We start from the raw sequence: 18,025 nt of genomic DNA on the forward strand, positions 1-18,025 counted from the left end.
GTTCAGCAAACCAAATCGGGGCCCGGGACCTAGTCCGATGACGTGACCTTGGGTCCCCGATCCGGAAGTTCCTTCTGCCACAGACCGGTGACTCCCGCCGTCGTGAACCCCAACTGCTTGTTCACTGTCAGGAGGTAGCGGTTCTCCGGTGCGTTCCAGGTGTAGATCACCCGGGCGTCCGGGAACTGCTCGCTCAGCCGTTCCATGTTGGCCACCTTGATGAGCAGGCCCAGTTTGTTCCCCCGGTGTTCCTGCAACACCAGGGTGTCGTCCTGGAAGACCACGTCCTGGCGATGCGCCAGGACACTGATGGTGGTCAGGCCCACCAGGCGACCTGACGCGAGATGCTCGACGGCGGTCACCACGGTGCGCCGGCCCTGCGCCAAGGCGGCGTCTTCCGTTTCGCGCAGGACACCGACATCGAAAACCATCCCGGGACTCCCGGCTGCCGGGTCTTCCTCCTCGTCTTCGCCGTGGACTACCTCACCGGCTGCATTCTCAAGCTCGGCGACCGCCTCCAGCCACGGAGCCGGGCAGCGGTCCGTCCAATGGTGCAGCGCGTAGCGGCCGGCGTTCGTCTCCTCTGCCTCGGCCTGGAGATCGCCTACCAGCTTGGTGTCGAGCGGAAGGATGCAGGAGCTGAACTGCTCAATGTGCTGCAGGGTGTAACCCGCGCGCTGGGCAAAATCCACTTCCCGGCTGCTGACGGGGACAAACCCCGGGCCGCTGCCGGGGATCAACTGGTCCTCGGGGATCTCGGTCAGGGACGTCGCCGGATGGTTGGTGTCCACCAGGATCATGGTGCGACCCTCGGCGCGGGCCAGTTGCTCGGCCGCGTCCAGGAGTTGGCGGCCAACGCCCTGCCGTTGGTATTCGGGAAGGATGTCCAAGGTGAACTCGGCGAGGTCCATGTTGTCCATCAACGGAAGGGCGATGTCCACGGTGCCCACGATCTCGCCGTCAATCTTGGCCACGAGGATGATCTGGCGCTCATAGGGATCGGAAAACTCCAGCAGTTTCTCCAAGGGTGTGTAGGCGAGGTCGTCGCTCCCCCACGTCTGCATGCGGACCCGCCGGCCAACTTCCACCGCGTCCAGGAAGTCCTTGGCATTGGGGCTGTCCAGGTTATCCGGCACCCACACTTGCTCCACCTGAACGGTCTTCGCCTCGTCTACAGTCATCCCAGCCGTTTCTGCCATTCGCCTTCCAAGCCGGAAGGCTTGAATCCCAGGGCGATATTAATGGCCAGCATATGCCGGTTTTCACTGGCGTTCCATGTCATGACCCAGGTGGCGTCCGGCCACGTCACTCCGGCCTGGCGGAGATTGGCGATCTTCACCAGCATGCCCAGCCGGTGCCCACGGTGCCCGGGCGCCACCAGGGTGTCTTCCTGGTAGACCACGGCCGGCGCTTCCGCACGGTGGATCAGCACCGTGTAGGCAGCCAGTTCGCCCGTTTCGTCGTGCCGCGCCGCTGCCACGATCGCGTCGATGCCGCTAGACCGCCACGTCGCTTCCTCTTGCCGGACACGGGCTGCGTCCCAGTCCTCCCCCTCCCACCCCAATCCCGCGATGGGAACCTCGGTACTCATCAGGCTTTTCAGGGCAGCGAACGCCTCTACCAACCCATCCGGACACTTGTCACGCCAGGAGATGACGCTGTAACCCTGCGCCGACGGCAAGGCACCGGACTCCAGAGAAGCCAGAAGTTCCCCATCAGGAGGCAAAGACAGCGTGCTGTTGCTCTCCACCTGCTCCAGCGAATAGCCATGGCGTAATGCGAAACCGGTGGCGTCGGAGTCCAGTGGAAATCCACCGCTGCCCGACTTCGCGTCCACCAACGGGACACCGGCCTCTATCGGTGCTCCGCAATAGCCGTCGAAGGACACCCGGTCCCGCGCACGGGCTGTATCTTCCAGATGTTGCAGGATCGCCGTTCCAAAGCCTCGCCGCCGGTAGCCGGCGTCCACCAGCACGTCCACGCCCGCCGTCGTCGTATTCTCGCTCAGGGGAAGCGTCAGCGTTCCGCTGCCCACCACGGTGCCGCCGAGCCGTGCGAGGTACACGTGGCGTTCTTCGTATTCGTTGCCCAGCCAGAACATGATGTCTTCGGCGAGGGTGGGTGCCCGGTCGGCGGTCCCCCACAGTGCAGTTTCGTGGGCAACGCGCATCCGGTGGAAGGCCAGGAAGTCGGCGGACACGTCGGCGTCCGGGCCTGGGGGAACGTTGATGCGTTCTACGGTAAGGCGGTTGCTGGGAGAAACGTTCGACGACGCCACGCCCCACAGCCTATGGCCCGCCTTTGGCGGGGACAAGAGTGCGGACTGTCTCTTCCGGGACAACGAAAAGGACCGCCCGGCAAAAGCCGGACGGTCCTTCTTCAGAGCCAGAGCCCTACGAAGCTTACGCCTCGGTGAGAACCTTGGTGACGTTCGGGTCAACGGTGATGCCCGGGCCGAACGTGGTGGCGACGGTGGCCTTCTGGATGTAGCGGCCCTTGGAAGCGGACGGCTTCAAACGAAGCACCTCTTCCAGTGCTGCTGCGTAGTTCTCGGCCAGCTTGATGGCGTCGAAGGAAACCTTGCCGATGATGAAGTGCAGGTTCGAGTGCTTGTCGACGCGGAAGTCGATCTTGCCGCCCTTGATGTCGTTGACAGCCTTGGTGACATCCGGGGTAACCGTACCGGTCTTCGGGTTCGGCATGAGGTTACGCGGGCCGAGGACCTTACCGAGGCGGCCAACCTTGCCCATGAGGTCAGGGGTGGCAACGGCTGCGTCGAAGTCGGTCCAGCCGCCTGCGATCTTTTCGATCAGGTCATCGGAACCAACGAAGTCGGCGCCGGCTGCGATTGCTGCCTCAGCCTTGTCACCGGTTGCGAAGACCAGGACACGGGCGGTCTTGCCGGTGCCGTGGGGGAGGTTGACCGTACCGCGGACCATCTGGTCGGCCTTGCGGGGGTCAACGCCGAGGCGGAAAGCTACCTCAACGGTTGCGTCGAACTTGGACGGGTTGGTGTCCTTGGCGAGGGTGATGGCCTCGAACGGGGCGTAGACCTTGTCCGCCTCGATCTTGGCTACGGCTGCCTCATATGCTTTGCTGCGCTTTGCCATGCTGCTTGTTTCTCCTTGTGCAGTTGTGGTCTGCGGACCGCGCTGGGCCCTGCCACAGTCGTGGATCCGGCAAGGATCCTGCGACATTTCAATGTTTCAGATGCCGGTTGCCCGGCGGGAAGGCTCAACGGAGCCTTTGAGGTGATTAGCCCTCGACGGTGATGCCCATGGAACGGGCGGTGCCTGCGATGATCTTGGCTGCTGCCGCGATGTCGTTGGCGTTGAGGTCTTCCATCTTGGTGGAAGCAATTTCCTCGACCTGTGCCTGGGTCAGCTTGGCAACCTTGACGGTGTGCGGGGTAGCCGAACCCTTGGCGACGCCTGCAGCCTTCTTGATGAGCTCTGCAGCCGGCGGGGTCTTGGTGATGAAGGTGAAGGAACGGTCTTCGTAGACCGTGATTTCCACCGGGATAACGTTTCCGCGCTGGGATTCCGTAGCAGCGTTGTACGCCTTGCAGAATTCCATGATGTTGACACCGTGCTGGCCAAGCGCAGGACCGATCGGCGGAGCCGGGTTAGCGGCACCTGCCTGGATCTGCAGCTTGATGAGGCCGGTGACCTTCTTCTTGGGAGCCAATGTAGGGTCCTTCTCTCAATAGCTTCCTGGGGCACAGGAGCGCGTCCCAGGTTGGTGGCCGCCATGGCAAGGCGGCCGGCCGCTTCCGTACCGCTAAGCAGGCGGCCGGGAGCGAAATCTTTGAATCGACTAGATCTTGGTGACCTGGTTGAAGGCGAGCGTAACCGGGGTTTCGCGTTCGAAGATCGAAACCAGCACCACGAGGGTCTGCGACTCGGGCTTGATCTCGGAAATCGTAGCCGGAAGGGTCTCGAACGGGCCTTCCTTGACGATGACGGACTCGCCGACTTCGAAGTCGACAGCCACGGGAGCCTGGTGCTGCTTGTTGACCGGCTTGCCCTTCTCGGCCTGCTCTTCTTCGAAGACCGGAGCAAGCATGGAGAAGACCTCGTCCAGGCGCAGCGGCACGGGGTTGTGGGCGTTGCCCACGAAGCCGGTGACACCCGGGGTGTGCCGGACGGCGCCCCAGGAAGCATCCGTCAGGTCCATGCGGACCAGCACGTAGCCGGGGATGCGCACGCGGTTGATGACCTTCCGCTGCGCGTTCTTGATCTCCACGACCTCTTCCATGGGGACCTGGATTTCGAAGATGTAATCTTCCATGTCCAGGGTCTGGATGCGGGTCTCCAGGTTCGCCTTGACGCGGTTCTCGTAACCGGCGTAGGAGTGGATGACGTACCAGTCACCTTCCTGGCGACGAAGCTTGGACTTGAACTCCTCGGCGGGGTCAACCGGCGCGGCAGCGGCAGCGGCTTCCAGGGAAACGCCTTCCGCTTCGTCGTCGCTGTCTGCTTCGTCGTTGCTGTCCGACTCATCGTCGGATTCGTCGTCTACGTCAGCCTCGAAAGCCTCTTCGGAATCGTCGACGTCGGCAGTTTCGGGTGCAGCGGAATCGACCTCGGACTCGTCCGCGGCAGCGGTCGTGTTCTCTTCGGTCCCATCCAGCTCAGTCTCGTTTACCTCGAGCTCCTGCTCAGACACTTGGTCTCCTGCTTCCTCATTGCCTAACATGCCTATTTAAATGGCTCAATTCCGCAAGCCCCGCAAAATCCCTGCTTCCAGGGGTTTCACATGGCTTGCGGACAGATCCGCTTAGCGGTCCGTAGCGCCTGACCCTCCGAAGACCCAGCTGACACCCGTGCCGAAGGCAAGGTCCAGAAGGGTCACGATGACCATCATGATGACGACGAACACCAGCACCACGAGCGTGTAGTTGATCAGTTCTTTACGGGTCGGAGCGACGACCTTCTTCAGCTCGCCGATGACCTGGCGGACGAAGAGTGCGATCCGGGCAAAGAAACCGGCTTCGGCTTTCTTGGCAGGACGGCCCTTCGAGCTGCTGGCAGCTGTTTCGGTCACCTGGTCCTCACTCACCTTGAAAAGTCGTTGACCCGGCCCTGATCAGAGCCATGGTTGCTGCGCTTGTCCCGGCGTTTCCGCCGGAACAGCCTGCGCAGGGCAGACAGGACTCGAACCTGCAACCTGCGGTTTTGGAGACCGCTGCGCTACCAATTGCGCCACTACCCTATGGATCGAATCCATGTTTCAGGCCGCAGAACAGCCTGTGATGCTTTTCAACACCGGTGAACCAGTCTACGCAAGAATTTCGCGATAGTCGAACCGGCTCGATTCCGGGGCTTTCCGGCGTGTTGCATGCGCTGTGACCAGCACCATCAGTCACATTGCCTGCCACTCACCCGGGAGCTCCGCAGAACAGCATAAGGTAGTTTACGTCGAATCCCATCATCCAGCCCACGAGCTGCCTGCGAAGAACGGTACATAGATGTCTGCCGGAACACCTGCCGCCCGCATTTCACAACGAATCTCCGCCATTGCCGAGTCCGCCACCCTTGCCGTTGATGCCAAGGCCAAGGCACTGAAGGCCGCGGGCCGCCCCGTGATTGGCTTCGGTGCCGGTGAACCCGACTTCCCCACCCCGGATTACATTGTGCAGGCTGCCATTGAGGCCGCCAGCCAGCCAAAGTACCACCGGTACTCCCCGGCGTCCGGCCTTCCCGAGCTGAAGAAGGCCATTGCGGACAAGACACTGCGCGACTCCGGATACCAGGTGGATCCGTCCCAGGTCCTGGTGACCAACGGCGGCAAGCAGGCCGTGTACAACACCTTTGCCACCCTGGTTGACCCGGGCGACGAAGTCATCATCCCCACGCCTTTCTGGACCACCTACCCCGAGGCCATCCGCCTGGCAGGCGGTGTACCCGTTGAGGTCTTCGCCGGTCCGGAGCAGGGCTACCTGGTGACCGTCGAGCAGCTCGAGGCCGCCGTGACCGACAAGACCAAGATCCTGTTGTTCGTGTCGCCTTCCAACCCGACCGGCGCCGTCTACAGCCCGGAACAGGTTGCCGAAATCGGCAAGTGGGCCGCATCCAAGGGCCTGTGGGTTGTCACGGATGAGATCTACGAGCACCTGACCTACGACGGCGTGGAATTCACCTCCATCGCCACCGCCGCACCTGAACTCGGCGACCGGGTTGTCATCCTGAACGGTGTCGCCAAGACGTACGCCATGACCGGGTGGCGCGTGGGCTGGATGATCGGGCCCGCCGATGTCATCAAGGCCGCCACCAACCTGCAGTCGCACGCGACGTCGAACGTTTCCAACATCATGCAGGTGGCAGCTGCCGCCGCCCTCACAGGCCCACTGACCGCCGTCGACGAGATGAAGGTTGCCTTCGACCGCCGCCGCAAGGCGATCGTGGCTGGCCTGAACGCGATTGACGGCGTTGAATGCCCGACGCCGACAGGCGCCTTCTACGTGTACGCGGACGTCCGCGGGCTGCTGGGCAAGGAATTCGAAACCTCCAACGGTACCGCCCGTCCGACGACGTCGGCAGAGCTTGCCGCGCTCATCCTGGACGAGGTTGAGGTCGCTGTGGTCCCCGGCGAGGCCTTCGGTCCGTCCGGCTACGTCCGCCTCTCCTACGCGCTGGGCGACGACGACCTCGCCGAAGGTGTGCGGCGCATCCAGGAATTCCTGGGCAAGGCCAAGTAGCGAAAGTTCACCGGAACGCTCTTCCACCTCGTTTGGTGGAAGAGCGTTTCTGTTTAAGCGGGATTCGGTGAGAGAGGGTTGCCGAAAAGGGGGCGTTAGGTGAGAGAGCGTCCGGGGGTGGGTGGGGTGTCTAGGGTGGGGTGTCTGGGGTGGGTGGGTGGGGTGTCTGGGGTGGGGTGGGGAATGGGTTAGAGGAGGCGGCGTTCGGCTGCCCACTTGGTGAGCTCGTGGCGGCTGGAGAGCTGGAGTTTCCGGAGTACCGCGGAGACGTGCGTTTCCACGGTCTTGATGGAAATGAACAGTTCCTTGGCCACTTCCTTGTAGCTGTAGCCCCGGGCGATCAGGCGCATGACTTCCAGTTCGCGGGCGGACAGCTTGTCCAGCTCATCGTCCGCGATGTCCGCCGGGGCCGTCCCGAACGCGTCCAGGACAAACCCCGCGAGCCGGGGCGAGAAGACGGCGTCACCATCGGCCACGCGGATCACGGCATCCGAAATCTCGGCACCGGAGATGGTCTTGGTGACGTAGCCTCGCGCACCGGCACGGATCACGGCCACGACGTCCTCGGCGGCGTCGGACACGCTGAGCGCCAGGAAGCTCGTGGAGCCCAGCAAGGCCGCGGAGCCCGCAATGACTTCGCGGCCGCCGCCACCCAGTCCACCGGGAAGGTGGACATCGAGAAGGACCACCTCGGGCCGGGTCTCTGCTATCACGGCGATGGCCTGTTCCACGGTGCCGGCCTCGCCCACCACGTGCATCCTCTGGTCGAGATCGGCCTTCAACCCGGACCGGAAAATGGTGTGGTCGTCCACGATCACCACGCGTACGCTCCGCCCGGTGCCGTCCTGGAGGGTATTGTTCATGGCTTGGTCTCTCCGTTCCGTGAATCGCCGTTCTCGGCGGTGGCCGCGGGCAGCGCCAGGCGGACCTCCGTGCCGTCGGCACTGCTGATGATCTTCGCGGTGCCGCCGTGTCGTTTCATGCGGCCAATAATGGATTCCTTGACGCCCATCCGGTCATCCGGCACGGCGTCGGGGTCGAATCCGGGACCACGGTCCTTGACGAAGACTTCCGTACCACCGGCCGTGCTTTCCAGATAGACCGAAACCGTACCGCCGCCGTGGCGCGCCGCATTCAGCATCGCCTCCCTGGCGGCCTGGACAAGGGCCTCATGCCTGTCGGTCATCTCCGTGTCACCAACGCTCACCACTTCCACGGCATGGCCGTGGGCGTCCTCCACTTCGGCCGCAACGGCCTTGATGCGCTCGGCCAGGAGTCCTGACTCCTTGGTGGAATCACTGAAGAGCCACGAACGCAGTTCACGTTCCTGGGCCCTCGCCAGGCGGACCACGTCCTGCTCGGAACCGGCCCTTCGCTGGATGAGTGCGAGCGTCTGCAGGACGGAGTCGTGGAGGTGCGCGGCGATCTCGGCGCGCTCGGTTTCCCGGACCCGTCCGGCCCGTTCCGTCTCCAGGTCCTTCCAGAACTTCAGGCCCCAAGGGAGCAGCACCAAGGCCACACCGCCCAGCACGGCCACCGAAGCAAGGAGGGCCAGCCACGTTTGCTCCCAGGACCCCGAGCCGGAAACCATCACGAGGACACCGGCCACCACCAGGGCCAGGCCTGCCGCCAGGCGGACCCAGCCCCCGGCCTGGTCTGCTTTGGTCTTGTCCACCAGGCCGGCCCTGCGTGTTTCGTCGAGCTGCATCCACGCTATGGCTGCGCCGCCCAGGATCGCCGCGGCAGGGATGAGCGTTCCCAGGGGAAGGTCCACGCCGAATTGCCGGGCCACCAGGATGGCAGCCACCAGAAGCAGCCCCGCGCCCAGCAGGATCTCCTTGCCGTACTGGATGCGTCGGAACGTAAACCAAGGTGCACTGCCGTCCGCCGGCCTGAGCCACCCGGCTGCACCGGCGACGGGTTCTTCCGGAGTTCCCGGAGCCGCCACATACGCAGCAGTTCCGGATGGCGCGCCGAACGGTGAGGATGCCGTCGCTGTCCCGAAAGCCGGAGACTCCGGCGGTGCGCCAAAAACGGCAGGCGACGGACCGGCGTCGAACCTTGCTTCTGCTGCGGACGCCGACGGCGGCTGGCTCACCGCAGGAGCAATGGGCGACGCCGGCCGCTTGGCATTGCGGCGTGCGTTCTCATCAGCGGTGGGAACCATGGTCCACAACCAGGCGTAGAAGGCCAGGCCCGCTCCGCCGGCGAAACAGGCCAGGACCATGCCCACCCGGACGTACTTGACCGGCCAGCCCAAATGCGCGGCGAGTCCGCTGCAGACGCCCGCGATCATGCGGTCGCTGCTGCGGACCAGCGGCGGGCGTTGTACGGCAGTGCTCATGTACCCATCCAAACACGGATCAGGGTTGCCCGGACCGGAAACGAGCCTTGTTCGGGGGTCCCTCAGGGATCATTCAGGGTATCCCCCAGTAGAGGCCAGGCAGGCACCAGCGGCAGGATCGAAGTATGAACGCGAACAGCATGAACCCCGAGGAATCCGGCCGCCCCGCCAACGCGGGCTCCCCGGGTCCCGACGCCACGACCGGTGCACCTGCCGGCACACCCACCGGCGAATCTGAAGGTCACTCCGGACGGTCCTGGACGCCGGGCAGCGGTCCCGCCGCTGCACAGCAGAACTTCTTCGATTGGATCCGCAACCAGGGCATCCGCCGTGGACCGGACCGCTGGGTTGGTGGCGTCGCGAGCGGCATTGCCCACCGCTTTGGCATCGATCCGCTCATTGTCCGCGGGATCTTCATTGTCCTGGCCTTGTTCGCCGGCGTCGGCGTGCTCCTTTACGGCCTGGCGTGGGCGCTCCTTCCCGAACCCGATGGCCGCATCCATGTGCAGGAAGCCGGCGCGGGACGCTGGTCAGGGGGCATGACCGGTGCGCTGATCACCACGATCATCGGCCTGCCGAGCCTGGGCCGCGGTTTCTGGGGCTGGGGCTGGAACGGACTTCCCGGATTGTTCTGGACCCTCTTCTGGATAGGCGCTGTTGCCTATTTGGTCTACTACCTCGTGCAACGCAACAAGAACCAGAAAGCGACGCAGCCCGTGAACCGGCAAGACTTCGGCGCCTCGGTCCCCTCCGCTACGGCCTATGGCACCGCCGGCTCCGCCCCCACGGTGACCCGCCCGGCGGGCGCCAACACCGGCGTCCCCGTGTACGGGGCGGGGCCAGGCAAGCCAGGTGCACCCGGCACCTCCCAGGCCCCGGCCGGATCAGCCAACCCCGCCGGTCCGAACCATCCGGCAGGACCCTACAACCCGGCAGGTCCGTACAACCCCTCGGGTCCGCGGCCGCCTTACGGCCCCACCCCGCCGCAGGGTGGCGAGCCCAAGCCGGCCCGGCCCAAGCGCAAGGGTCCGGGGGCTGCGATTGTGGCCGTCACCGCCGGAACCGCGCTCTTGGCCGGTGGCACCCTGAAGGCCCTCGACGCCGGCAACGTGATCGACCTGGGCAATGCTGCCAACGCCGTGGTTTGGGCTGTGGGCGCTGCTGTCCTGGGCCTTGGCATCCTGGTGGCGGGTCTTCGAGGACGCACCTCCGGGTTCCTGGGCTTCCTGGCGATCGTTGCGCTGGTGATCGGCGGCATCTTCAACGTGATCCCCCGCAACGGTGACCGCTTCACGTTCCATGACGTCAATTGGGCACCTGCCAGCATCGAACAGGCCCGCTCGGGATTCAACGTCACGGGGGCCAGCGGAACCGTGGATCTCACGGACCTGAACCTGACCCCGCCGCTGACCACACCCGTCACCATCCCGGTGGACGCAACGGCCAGCAACGTCACCGTGGTCATCCCGGACAACGTGCCGGTGGAAGTCCAGGCGGACATGACCTTCGGCAACCTGAACGAGCGCGGCACGGACCGTGGCGGCAGGCTGCAGGACGACCGGACGCTGTACAACACGGACAAACCAGGAGCCAACCTCGTGGTGAAGATCGATGGCACCTTCAGCAACGTGACCATCCAGGAAGGAAACTGACATGAGCACGAATGAGCCGAACGGAACCCACGATTCCAAGGCCGCCGAAGCACACACGGCGCCCCTTCCCCGGGAGACCCGTCCCACGGAGCCCATCCCATCGCCCCGCCTGCAGCAGATCCCCCTGACACCGCACCTGGAGCCCACGTACAAAGTGGACCGGGAAGCGGACGACGACGAACCCCGGCAGGCGCGGATCGGCACCGTGGTGTGGGGCCTGGTGGTCATCGCACTGTCAGCACTTTTGCTCGTCTCCACCCTGGGCTGGGTGGTGCTGAACGGAACCTACGTGCTGATCGGCCTCATGATCGGCGCCGGCGCAGCCCTCGTGGTCGGCGGCCTCCTGGCAGCCAGCCGGGGCTCCAGGCGAGTGACAAAGAGCTCCCAACAAGGAAGGGTGTAGCCATGGACAAGTTCTTCAGCATCGTCAGGGGCTTCGGCCTGAAGCGCGGACCGCAACGCTGGTTGGGTGGCGTCTGTGGAGGCATCGCGGCCAAACTCAAGGTCGATGTGGCCTATGTCCGCGTGGCTTTCCTGCTCTTCTGCCTCCTGCCGGGACCGGCCATCGTGTTCTACGTCCTCGCCTGGCTCATCCTTCCGGACCAGGGAAACAAGATCCCCTTGGAGTCGTTCATCAGCCGGCGTTCGCGCTGATATCCGGGTCTTCGGCTGAAAGACGCCCTGCCTCCCGTGGAGACTTCACGGGACGCAGGGCGTTCGCATGTTGTGGGCAGGTTTCCAATACCGCACGCCCGGGGTGAAAAGTAACCATTTGTGTCCCACCCCACATGCACGTCTAGAATCGTGGGGAGCTCAGCGTGGCGCTCGGCACGTATTCCTCCAAGCCATGAGTGAGCAAACATGAAAATTGGCATTCTTACCAGCGGTGGCGACTGCCCCGGCCTCAACGCAGTGATCCGGGGTGCAGTCCTGAAGGGCATCGCCATCCATGGCCAGGAGTTCGTAGGCTTCCGCGACGGCTGGCGCGGCGTAGTTGAAGGTGATGTCATCGACATCCCCCGCACCATGGTCCGCGGCATCGCCAAGCAGGGCGGCACCATCCTGGGAACTTCGCGCACCAACCCCTTCGAAAACGGCGGCGGACCCGAGGTCATCAAAGAGCACATGGAACGCCTGGGCATCGACGCGATCATCGCGATCGGTGGTGAAGGCACCCTCGCCGCGGCCAAGCGGCTCACCGACGCCGGACTGAAGATCGTCGGCGTCCCCAAGACCGTGGACAACGACCTCGACGCCACCGATTACACCTTCGGCTTCGATACCGCCGTCGAAATCGCCACCGAGGCCATCGACCGTCTCCGCACCACCGGCGAGTCCCACCACCGCTGCATGATCGCCGAGGTCATGGGCCGGCACGTAGGCTGGATCGCCCTGCACTCCGGCATGGCCTCCGGCGCACACGCCATCCTGATCCCCGAGCAGAAGGTCAGCATCGAACAGATCGCCGAATGGGTCCAGGAAGCCCATGACCGTGGCCGTGCGCCCCTGGTTGTGGTGGCCGAAGGCTTCGTGCCGGACCACATGGAATCCCCGCACTCCGAGCGTGGCCTGGACACCTTTGGCCGTCCCCGCCTGGGCGGCATCGCCGACCAGCTCGCCCCGGAAATCGAGGCCCGCACCGGGATCGAAACCCGCGCCACCATCCTGGGCCACATCCAGCGCGGCGGCGTCCCCACCGCCTACGACCGTGTCCTGGCAACCCGCCTTGGCATGGCCGCGATCGACTCCGTCGTGGACGGACGCTGGGGCACCATGGTTGCCCTGAAGGGCACGGACATCTCCCACGTTGGCTTCGAAGAGGCCCTGGGCAAGCTCAAGACCGTGCCGCAGCACCGCTACGACGAAGCGAGTGTGTTGTTCGGCTAGTCTGAATCCATGACTCTCGAGCCCACGTCCGCTGCCATTATCCAGCTGGCGTGGGCTCGCCGTTTAGGGCTCGACGACGCTGCTTTCGCCACCGCCGCGGACCGGCTCGCCTCATCCCCGGCAGGCCCGCGCGATCGGGTCACGCTGGTCGATGAGTCAGCCCGCGCCGTCCAGTTCCTCCGCCTGTTCGGCGTGTCAGCGCTGGTGGGTCCCCCTTGGGCCCTCGACGCAGCAGCGGACATACCCGATGCCGAACTGGCACAGCACGTCACGCTGCTGACCCTCACCCGGACGCACGGCGGTCACGGCCTGGGGTCATCGGCGTTGTTCTTCGCCGATGACCTTCCTTTGAACCAACCGTCCGAAGACCTGACGGTATCCCGGGGAAATCCCGAAGCGATCGCCCTGGAGAGCCTGTGCCCTCCCGATGACGTCAACGAGGTTGGCCTCCAGTCGCTGGAGCACCGTTTCACGATCATGCACCCCGAGGACGAGCAAGCCTCGCCGGTAGCCTGCGGTGCCTACGCGGAGTGGGAAGGCCTGCTGGCGGATATGGGTGTGCTGGTGGCTCCCGCATGGCGCCGCCGGGGCGTGGGAAAGCTTGCCGCCTCCATCGCCGCGCACGAGGCCTTGGCCTCCGGCCTCACTCTTCAGTGGAAGGCCGACGTCAGCAATACCGGAGCCTTGGCCATGGCCCGCAGCCTCGGTTTTGCCACCGGAGGGCTTCACGCGGGAGTGCTGCTCGGTTAGTGCCAACCCCGCGAAGCAAAAAGTGTGCACCACTGCTGCCCCTTTGACGGGGGCAACCGCGGTGCACACTCTCTTCTTGGCCGCCAAGCCTGTAAACCGGCTAGTGGCGGGCGTCCTGCGCCGCGGGATCCTGCGCAGGAGCGGCCGCCTCCGCTGGTTTGGCGCCCCAGCTTTCCACCGACTTCGGCTTGGCGAAGAACAGCGCGATCATCGCACCTACCAGGATCGCGAACGCTGGCAGCAGAATGGACTGGCTCATGGCCGTCGAGAAGCCTGCGTGCAGGAACTCCGGGAGCACGCCGGTCATGGACGCTTCACCCACTGGGGCTCCTGCCGGCGCAGCGGGAAGTTCCGCGGCAAGCCGGGACTGGATCAGGGCGGCGATGGCCGCTGAACCCAGCACTGCGCCGATTTGCCGGGTGGTGTTGAACACGCCGGATCCTGCGCCGGCCTGGCGGGGTGCCAGGTTCCTGGTGGTGGCGTTGGAAACAGGACCCCAGATGAAGGCGTTCGCCACACCCTGGAGGGCGCTGGGCAGGAGGAACATCCAGATGGGAGTGTCCGGCCCCAGGAGCGATGCTGTCCAGAAGAGCGCACCGGACAGGCAGAGCAATCCGAACGCGGCGAACCAGCGGGGGTTGGCGCGGTCGATCAGCTTTCCAACGAACGGTGCCAGGCCACCGGAGATCACGGCCATGGGGATCATCAGCAGGGCTGACTGGGTGGGCGTCAGTCCACGGACAACCTGGTAGTAGAAGATCGTGGGAAGCGGGAACGCGGTGACCGTGAAGCCCACGGCCATGATGGTGGAGTTGCCCAGGGAGAAGTTGCGGTCCTTGAACAAGCCAAGCGGCAGGAGCGGCTCACCACCGCGGCGCTCGAGCCACCACTGCCAGGCTATGAAAACAGCCAAAACAACGATGCCGGCGATGATGAGTCCCCACACCGTGATGAAGCCGTTGACCACTCCCCACTTGTAGGTCTGGCCCTCCTGGATACCGAAGACCAGCAGGAACATGCCAAGGGCCGAGAGCACCACGCCGAGGATGTCGAAGGAGTGGCTGTGGGTGGTCAGCTTGGGCACGAAGCGGGTGACGAGGATGAAGGCCACGATGCCGATGGGAACGTTGACGAAGAAGATCCACTCCCAGCCCAGTCCGTCCACCAGGACGCCTCCCAGGATCGGGCCGACGAGCACGGCCATGCCGGCAGTGGCGCCCCACAGGCCCATGGCTGCCCCGCGGCGGTCCGGGGGAAAGATGCGGGTGATGACTGCCATGGTTTGGGGAGTCATCATGGCTGCACCCAGGCCTTGGACGGCCCGCGCGGCGATGAGCATGGTGACGTCTCCGGAGAGTCCGCACCACAGCGAGGCCAGGGTGAAGACCACCAGGCCAATGAGGTACAGGTTCTTGGGACCGAAGCGGTCACCAAGCCTGCCGGTGATCAGCAGGGGCACCGCGTAGGCCAGAAGGTACGCGCTGGTTACCCAGATCACGGCGTTGATGTCGGTATTCAGGCCTTCCATGATCCGTGGATTGGCGACCGACACAATGGTGGTGTCGATCAGGATCATGAAGAAGCCAACCACAAGTGACCAGAGGGCCGGCCACGGCTTAGCTACGTTTTCCAAGGGATTCCTTTGGTTTGGTGGAAAGTTCGGACGGAGTTGGCTGGGGGTTGTCCCAGGGCAGCTGACCGCTGCGCAACTCCGCAAGGAGCTCGCGGATCCACGAGATCTCTGTTCGAAGCATGGCTTGTTGATAGGTGACGTCTATCCAATATTTGCGTTCGAGGCCCTTGGCCGTCACAGCCACCTCGGCCTGCTGGAGGAAGTCGAGATCGGCACCGAGGGCCGCCAGCCGCCCCTCGAGCAGTTCGGCCACCACCTCCGCCGGGAGGTGGTGGGCCTCCGCGATGGCGTGGGGAAAGGTGGGGTATTCATTGATGGGAGTCGCCAGCATGTCCTGCAGCCGCGCATCCAGGGCTTCGTGGCCGGCGGACGTGATCCGGTACGTCGTGCGCTCCGGCCGGTTGCCTTCGCGTTCGGTACCGGCAGCTTCCACCAGGCCGTTCTCAGCCAGGCGTCCGACGGCGTGGTACAGGGTTCCGGGACGGACCTTGACCAGGCGGTCCTCATGGCGTGCCATCAGGACCTGGTACATCTCGTAAGGGTGCATGGGTCCTTCGGCCAGCAGCGCCAGCGCTGCGACACCCAAGGGCGTCAGGTCAGCGGCTTTTGGCACGGCAAAACCCCTTCCACAGCAAATATTCCACTACAACTATTCCACGTGGAATAGTCAGACGCAAGAAAACCCTGTTGCCACAGGCAACAGGGTTCTCTGGAACGGCCTTGCGGCTAGCCCAACAAATCCAGGATCTCGGTGCGCGCGAACATCTTCGCTGCGTCCCGGGCACTGGGCGTGCCGGCGTCGGGATCCGCGCCAGCGTCCACCAGGACCCTGGCTACGCCTGCGTAGCCCTTGAAAACCGCCCCGGCGAGTGGAGTCTGCCCACGGTCGTTGGCCGCATTCACGTCGGCGCCGTGATGCACCAGGAGCTGAACGGTTTCCTCGTGGCCATGGTAAGCCGCCAGCATGAGCAACGAATCCCCCGCCGCGTTGGTCAGCGTCGCGGGAGCACCGGCGCCGAGGTAACCCCGCAAGAGTTCGGAGTTGCCTTCCCGGGCGGCGTCAAAGAGCGCGTGCGCCAAAGCCAACGTTTCGTCGTCGGCCTGGTTCGAAGGCTGGGCGTCCGCCGCCTCCGGCGTGGTGGGCTGGGTCATCGGTGGGGTCCCTTCAGGAATCCGGTCTGGCGCCCGACCACCTGGCCGGCGTCGGGGGCGACGATCACTTCCTGGGCTGCGACGTACGGCTCATCGCCGTCCATCACCGTCAACGTATCTTCGGCAGACACCGAACGCTTGATGACAGCCAAAGCCACCGGGCCCATCTCGAAGTGCTGCGCCACAGATGTCAGAGTACCCACCTTGCGTTCCCCGGCAAATACGACGCTGCCAGCGGCGGGGAGGGTGTGCTGCGAACCGTCCAGTTGGAGGAAGACCAACCGCCGCGGCGGATGGCCGAGGTTGTGGACGCGGGCAATGGTTTCCTGGCCCTTGTAGCAACCCTTGTTCAGGTGCACGGACGTACGGATCAGGTCGAGTTCGTGGGGAATGGTCTTGTCGTCCGTTTCGGCACCCAAACGGGGACGCCAGGCGGCGATGCGGAGGGCGTCGGCCGCCATGGCACCAGCCAAGGGCAGGCCCTCGACCGCAGCTTCAAGCCCGGAAACCGGCACGAGGTACTCGAACCAGGGACGTTCCAACCCCGGATGCGATTCTTCGGGAACCAGGCTGTAGGAGTAACCACCCGGACCCACATGCGGCCACGGGTCTTCCCACACCAGGCGGTCGGCGAGTTGCTCCACCGGCCTGCTGGAGCCAACCACGGCCCAGTCCGCAGAAACGTCGGCGATCTCCACGCGCAGCATGAACTTCATCTTGTTCAGCCATTCCGCAAGGGGTTGGGCTTCCGCTGCCTCGACGATCAGCCAGGTGGTGCCGCCGTCGTCGATTACCCGCGCATCGAATTCGATGCGGCCCTGGACGCTGAGCAGCAGCAGTTCGCTGGCCACCCTCGGCTGGAGGTTGGTGAGCTGCTGCGACGAGAGGGTGTTGAGCCAGCTGAGCCGGTCAGGTCCGGCCACCGTCACCACGCCGCGGTTGGACAGATCGACGACGGCGGTACCGGTTGCGAGGGCGCGTTGCTCGCGCAGCGGCTCGCCGTAGTGGGCCGCGACGCCGGCATCGAGGCCGGTGTCCTCGACCGCGCCAGGGCGCGACAACAGAGGGCTCTTGTAAGTCATATGTAGTAGAAGTCCTTGGTGTTCGGGCGTATTCCCTGAGGGGTACGGTTCCTCAGCGGTACTCGGGGTTTTCGAAATCGAAGCGCGTTCCGGCTTTCCATTCATCCGGCAGGTTTCCATAGGAGGGAATGCCCCCGGCGTCGCGCAGGAGCTTGGCCAGGTGCAGCAGGTTCCACGTCATGAAGGTGGTGTTCCTGTTAGTAAAATCACTCTCCGGGCCGCCCGATCCTTCGTCCAGGTAGCTGGGACCGGGGCCCACGGGACCGATCCAGCCGGCATCGGCCTGCGGCGGGATGGTGAAGCCGACGTGCTGGAGACTGTAGAGCACGTTCATGGAACAGTGCTTGATACCGTCCTCGTTACCGGTGATCAGGCAGCCGCCGACTTTCGGATAGAAAGCCCACTGGCCCTTGCTGTTGAGCTGGCCCGAGTGGGCGTACAGGCGTTCGATCAGCTTCTTGGTTTGGGAGGAGTTGTCGCCCAGCCAGATGGGGCCGGCCACCACCACGATGTCCGCTTCCTGCACCGAAGGGTAGATCTCCGGCCATTCGTCGCTCTTCCAGCCGTGCTCCCGCATGTCCGGATAGACGCCACTGGCGATGTCATGGTCCACGGTCCTGAACAGCCGGGTGGAAACGCCCTGCTTCTCCATGATGTCCCGGCTGATGCGGATCAGGCCGTCGGTGTTGCTGAGCTGCGGCGAGGGCTTCAAGGTTCCGTTGAAGAACACGGCCTTGAGGCCCTCGTAGCCCCCGGGCTTGAGGTTGTCTGTCACTTGCTGCTCCTTTTGCTGGTTGCTCTATGGAACGTTCAGTGAGGCCTCGC

At 64.5% G+C, this 18,025-nt stretch carries 19 protein-coding genes and 1 tRNA gene; 6 read left to right on the forward strand and 14 right to left on the reverse strand.

Annotation, left to right across the window (positions count from 1 at the left end; genetic code table 11):
• Positions 1–29: 29 nt before the first annotated feature.
• From ACIQTZ_RS06640 to ACIQTZ_RS06670, 7 genes are all read right to left on the reverse strand, one after another.
• Entirely contained in the window at positions 30–1,199 is a 1,170-nt protein-coding gene (locus ACIQTZ_RS06640; RefSeq protein WP_400329101.1) for a GNAT family N-acetyltransferase, read from the reverse strand.
• Positions 1,178–2,278 (reverse strand): GNAT family N-acetyltransferase, encoded by a 1,101-nt coding sequence (locus ACIQTZ_RS06645; protein ID WP_402978706.1) that lies wholly within the window; start codon positions 2,276–2,278, stop codon positions 1,178–1,180. The genes ACIQTZ_RS06640 and ACIQTZ_RS06645 overlap by 22 nt, the downstream gene beginning before the upstream one ends.
• 124 nt (positions 2,279–2,402) lie before the next feature.
• A complete protein-coding gene (gene rplA / locus ACIQTZ_RS06650; RefSeq protein WP_400329096.1) occupies positions 2,403–3,110 on the reverse strand; it encodes a 50S ribosomal protein L1 in 708 nt (235 codons plus the stop codon).
• A 145-nt stretch (positions 3,111–3,255) separates the two neighbouring features.
• On the reverse strand, positions 3,256–3,687 hold the full coding sequence (gene rplK / locus ACIQTZ_RS06655; RefSeq protein ID WP_166183617.1) for a 50S ribosomal protein L11: 432 nt from the start codon (positions 3,685–3,687) through the stop codon (positions 3,256–3,258).
• A gap of 129 nt (positions 3,688–3,816) precedes the next feature.
• Positions 3,817–4,668, reverse strand: coding sequence for a transcription termination/antitermination protein NusG (nusG, locus tag ACIQTZ_RS06660; protein ID WP_402978709.1), 852 nt, complete (start codon positions 4,666–4,668; stop codon positions 3,817–3,819).
• Positions 4,669–4,779: 111 nt separating this feature from the next.
• Positions 4,780–5,061: a preprotein translocase subunit SecE gene (gene secE, locus ACIQTZ_RS06665; protein WP_387435083.1), complete on the reverse strand. Its 282-nt coding sequence runs from the start codon at positions 5,059–5,061 to the stop codon at positions 4,780–4,782.
• 80 nt (positions 5,062–5,141) lie between these two features.
• Positions 5,142–5,214, reverse strand: a tRNA-Trp gene (locus tag ACIQTZ_RS06670).
• 256 nt (positions 5,215–5,470) lie between these two features.
• Here ACIQTZ_RS06670 and ACIQTZ_RS06675 point away from each other — a divergent pair.
• Positions 5,471–6,700 carry a pyridoxal phosphate-dependent aminotransferase gene (locus tag ACIQTZ_RS06675; protein ID WP_400329091.1) on the forward strand — a complete coding sequence of 410 codons (1,230 nt, stop codon included), beginning with the start codon at positions 5,471–5,473 and terminating at the stop codon, positions 6,698–6,700.
• Positions 6,701–6,888: 188 nt separating this feature from the next.
• Here ACIQTZ_RS06675 and ACIQTZ_RS06680 read toward each other — a convergent pair whose 3' ends face one another.
• Together ACIQTZ_RS06680 and ACIQTZ_RS06685 are read right to left on the reverse strand one after the other, a co-directional pair.
• Positions 6,889–7,563, reverse strand: a complete 675-nt coding sequence (locus ACIQTZ_RS06680; RefSeq protein WP_402944658.1) for a LuxR C-terminal-related transcriptional regulator — start codon at positions 7,561–7,563, stop codon at positions 6,889–6,891.
• A complete protein-coding gene (locus tag ACIQTZ_RS06685; RefSeq protein WP_402978712.1) occupies positions 7,560–9,044 on the reverse strand; it encodes a PspC domain-containing protein in 1,485 nt (494 codons plus the stop codon). The genes ACIQTZ_RS06680 and ACIQTZ_RS06685 overlap by 4 nt, the downstream gene beginning before the upstream one ends.
• Before the next feature lie 125 nt (positions 9,045–9,169).
• Between ACIQTZ_RS06685 and ACIQTZ_RS06690 the strand changes: the two genes are divergently transcribed.
• The 5 genes from ACIQTZ_RS06690 to ACIQTZ_RS06710 all read left to right on the forward strand — a co-directional run bounded on the left by ACIQTZ_RS06690 (position 9,170) and on the right by ACIQTZ_RS06710 (position 13,333).
• The gene (locus ACIQTZ_RS06690; RefSeq protein WP_402978715.1) at positions 9,170–10,696 is read left to right on the forward strand and encodes a PspC domain-containing protein; all 1,527 of its coding nucleotides are present in this window, start codon (positions 9,170–9,172) and stop codon (positions 10,694–10,696) included.
• Between the two features lies 1 nt (position 10,697).
• The gene (locus ACIQTZ_RS06695; RefSeq protein ID WP_402978718.1) at positions 10,698–11,099 is read left to right on the forward strand and encodes a hypothetical protein; all 402 of its coding nucleotides are present in this window, start codon (positions 10,698–10,700) and stop codon (positions 11,097–11,099) included.
• A gap of 2 nt (positions 11,100–11,101) precedes the next feature.
• Positions 11,102–11,350, forward strand: coding sequence for a PspC domain-containing protein (locus ACIQTZ_RS06700; RefSeq protein ID WP_402944670.1), 249 nt, complete (start codon positions 11,102–11,104; stop codon positions 11,348–11,350).
• A gap of 207 nt (positions 11,351–11,557) precedes the next feature.
• On the forward strand, positions 11,558–12,583 hold the full coding sequence (locus ACIQTZ_RS06705) for a 6-phosphofructokinase (protein ID WP_387435091.1): 1,026 nt from the start codon (positions 11,558–11,560) through the stop codon (positions 12,581–12,583).
• Between the two features lie 9 nt (positions 12,584–12,592).
• A complete protein-coding gene (locus ACIQTZ_RS06710) occupies positions 12,593–13,333 on the forward strand; it encodes a GNAT family N-acetyltransferase (protein ID WP_402978721.1) in 741 nt (246 codons plus the stop codon).
• A gap of 100 nt (positions 13,334–13,433) precedes the next feature.
• Here ACIQTZ_RS06710 and ACIQTZ_RS06715 read toward each other — a convergent pair whose 3' ends face one another.
• From ACIQTZ_RS06715 to ACIQTZ_RS06735, 5 genes are all read right to left on the reverse strand, one after another.
• Positions 13,434–14,966 (reverse strand): DHA2 family efflux MFS transporter permease subunit, encoded by a 1,533-nt coding sequence (locus ACIQTZ_RS06715; RefSeq protein ID WP_402978724.1) that lies wholly within the window; start codon positions 14,964–14,966, stop codon positions 13,434–13,436.
• The gene (locus tag ACIQTZ_RS06720) at positions 14,950–15,579 is read right to left on the reverse strand and encodes a PadR family transcriptional regulator (RefSeq protein ID WP_402978727.1); all 630 of its coding nucleotides are present in this window, start codon (positions 15,577–15,579) and stop codon (positions 14,950–14,952) included. The genes ACIQTZ_RS06715 and ACIQTZ_RS06720 overlap by 17 nt, the downstream gene beginning before the upstream one ends.
• 113 nt (positions 15,580–15,692) lie before the next feature.
• Positions 15,693–16,118 (reverse strand): ankyrin repeat domain-containing protein, encoded by a 426-nt coding sequence (locus ACIQTZ_RS06725; RefSeq protein ID WP_400329068.1) that lies wholly within the window; start codon positions 16,116–16,118, stop codon positions 15,693–15,695.
• Complete coding sequence (locus ACIQTZ_RS06730; protein ID WP_402978730.1) at positions 16,115–17,200, reverse strand: YgfZ/GcvT domain-containing protein; 1,086 nt, start codon at positions 17,198–17,200, stop codon at positions 16,115–16,117. Before ACIQTZ_RS06730 ends, ACIQTZ_RS06725 begins: the two co-directional genes overlap by 4 nt.
• Before the next feature lie 52 nt (positions 17,201–17,252).
• Complete coding sequence (locus tag ACIQTZ_RS06735; RefSeq protein WP_400329062.1) at positions 17,253–17,975, reverse strand: flavodoxin family protein; 723 nt, start codon at positions 17,973–17,975, stop codon at positions 17,253–17,255.
• Positions 17,976–18,025: the final 50 nt, after the last annotated feature.

The sequence above is a fragment of the Paenarthrobacter sp. NPDC090520 genome (genome assembly GCF_044769205.1).
Lineage (GTDB): Bacteria > Actinomycetota > Actinomycetes > Actinomycetales > Micrococcaceae > Arthrobacter.

Bases quoted from the DNA above. Each gene is read 5' to 3' on its own strand.
- ACIQTZ_RS06640 (WP_400329101.1), bottom strand. From the start codon at position 1,199: ATGGCAGAAACGGCTGGGATGACTGTAGACGAGGCGAAGACCGTTCAG.
- rplA (WP_400329096.1), bottom strand. From the start codon at position 3,110: ATGGCAAAGCGCAGCAAAGCATATGAGGCAGCCGTAGCCAAGATCGAG.
- ACIQTZ_RS06675 (WP_400329091.1), top strand. From the start codon at position 5,471: ATGTCTGCCGGAACACCTGCCGCCCGCATTTCACAACGAATCTCCGCC.
- ACIQTZ_RS06680 (WP_402944658.1), bottom strand. From the start codon at position 7,563: ATGAACAATACCCTCCAGGACGGCACCGGGCGGAGCGTACGCGTGGTG.
- ACIQTZ_RS06685 (WP_402978712.1), bottom strand. From the start codon at position 9,044: ATGAGCACTGCCGTACAACGCCCGCCGCTGGTCCGCAGCAGCGACCGC.
- ACIQTZ_RS06690 (WP_402978715.1), top strand. From the start codon at position 9,170: ATGAACGCGAACAGCATGAACCCCGAGGAATCCGGCCGCCCCGCCAAC.
- ACIQTZ_RS06695 (WP_402978718.1), top strand. From the start codon at position 10,698: ATGAGCACGAATGAGCCGAACGGAACCCACGATTCCAAGGCCGCCGAA.
- ACIQTZ_RS06700 (WP_402944670.1), top strand. From the start codon at position 11,102: ATGGACAAGTTCTTCAGCATCGTCAGGGGCTTCGGCCTGAAGCGCGGA.
- ACIQTZ_RS06705 (WP_387435091.1), top strand. From the start codon at position 11,558: ATGAAAATTGGCATTCTTACCAGCGGTGGCGACTGCCCCGGCCTCAAC.
- ACIQTZ_RS06710 (WP_402978721.1), top strand. From the start codon at position 12,593: ATGACTCTCGAGCCCACGTCCGCTGCCATTATCCAGCTGGCGTGGGCT.
- ACIQTZ_RS06725 (WP_400329068.1), bottom strand. From the start codon at position 16,118: ATGACCCAGCCCACCACGCCGGAGGCGGCGGACGCCCAGCCTTCGAAC.
- ACIQTZ_RS06730 (WP_402978730.1), bottom strand. From the start codon at position 17,200: ATGACTTACAAGAGCCCTCTGTTGTCGCGCCCTGGCGCGGTCGAGGAC.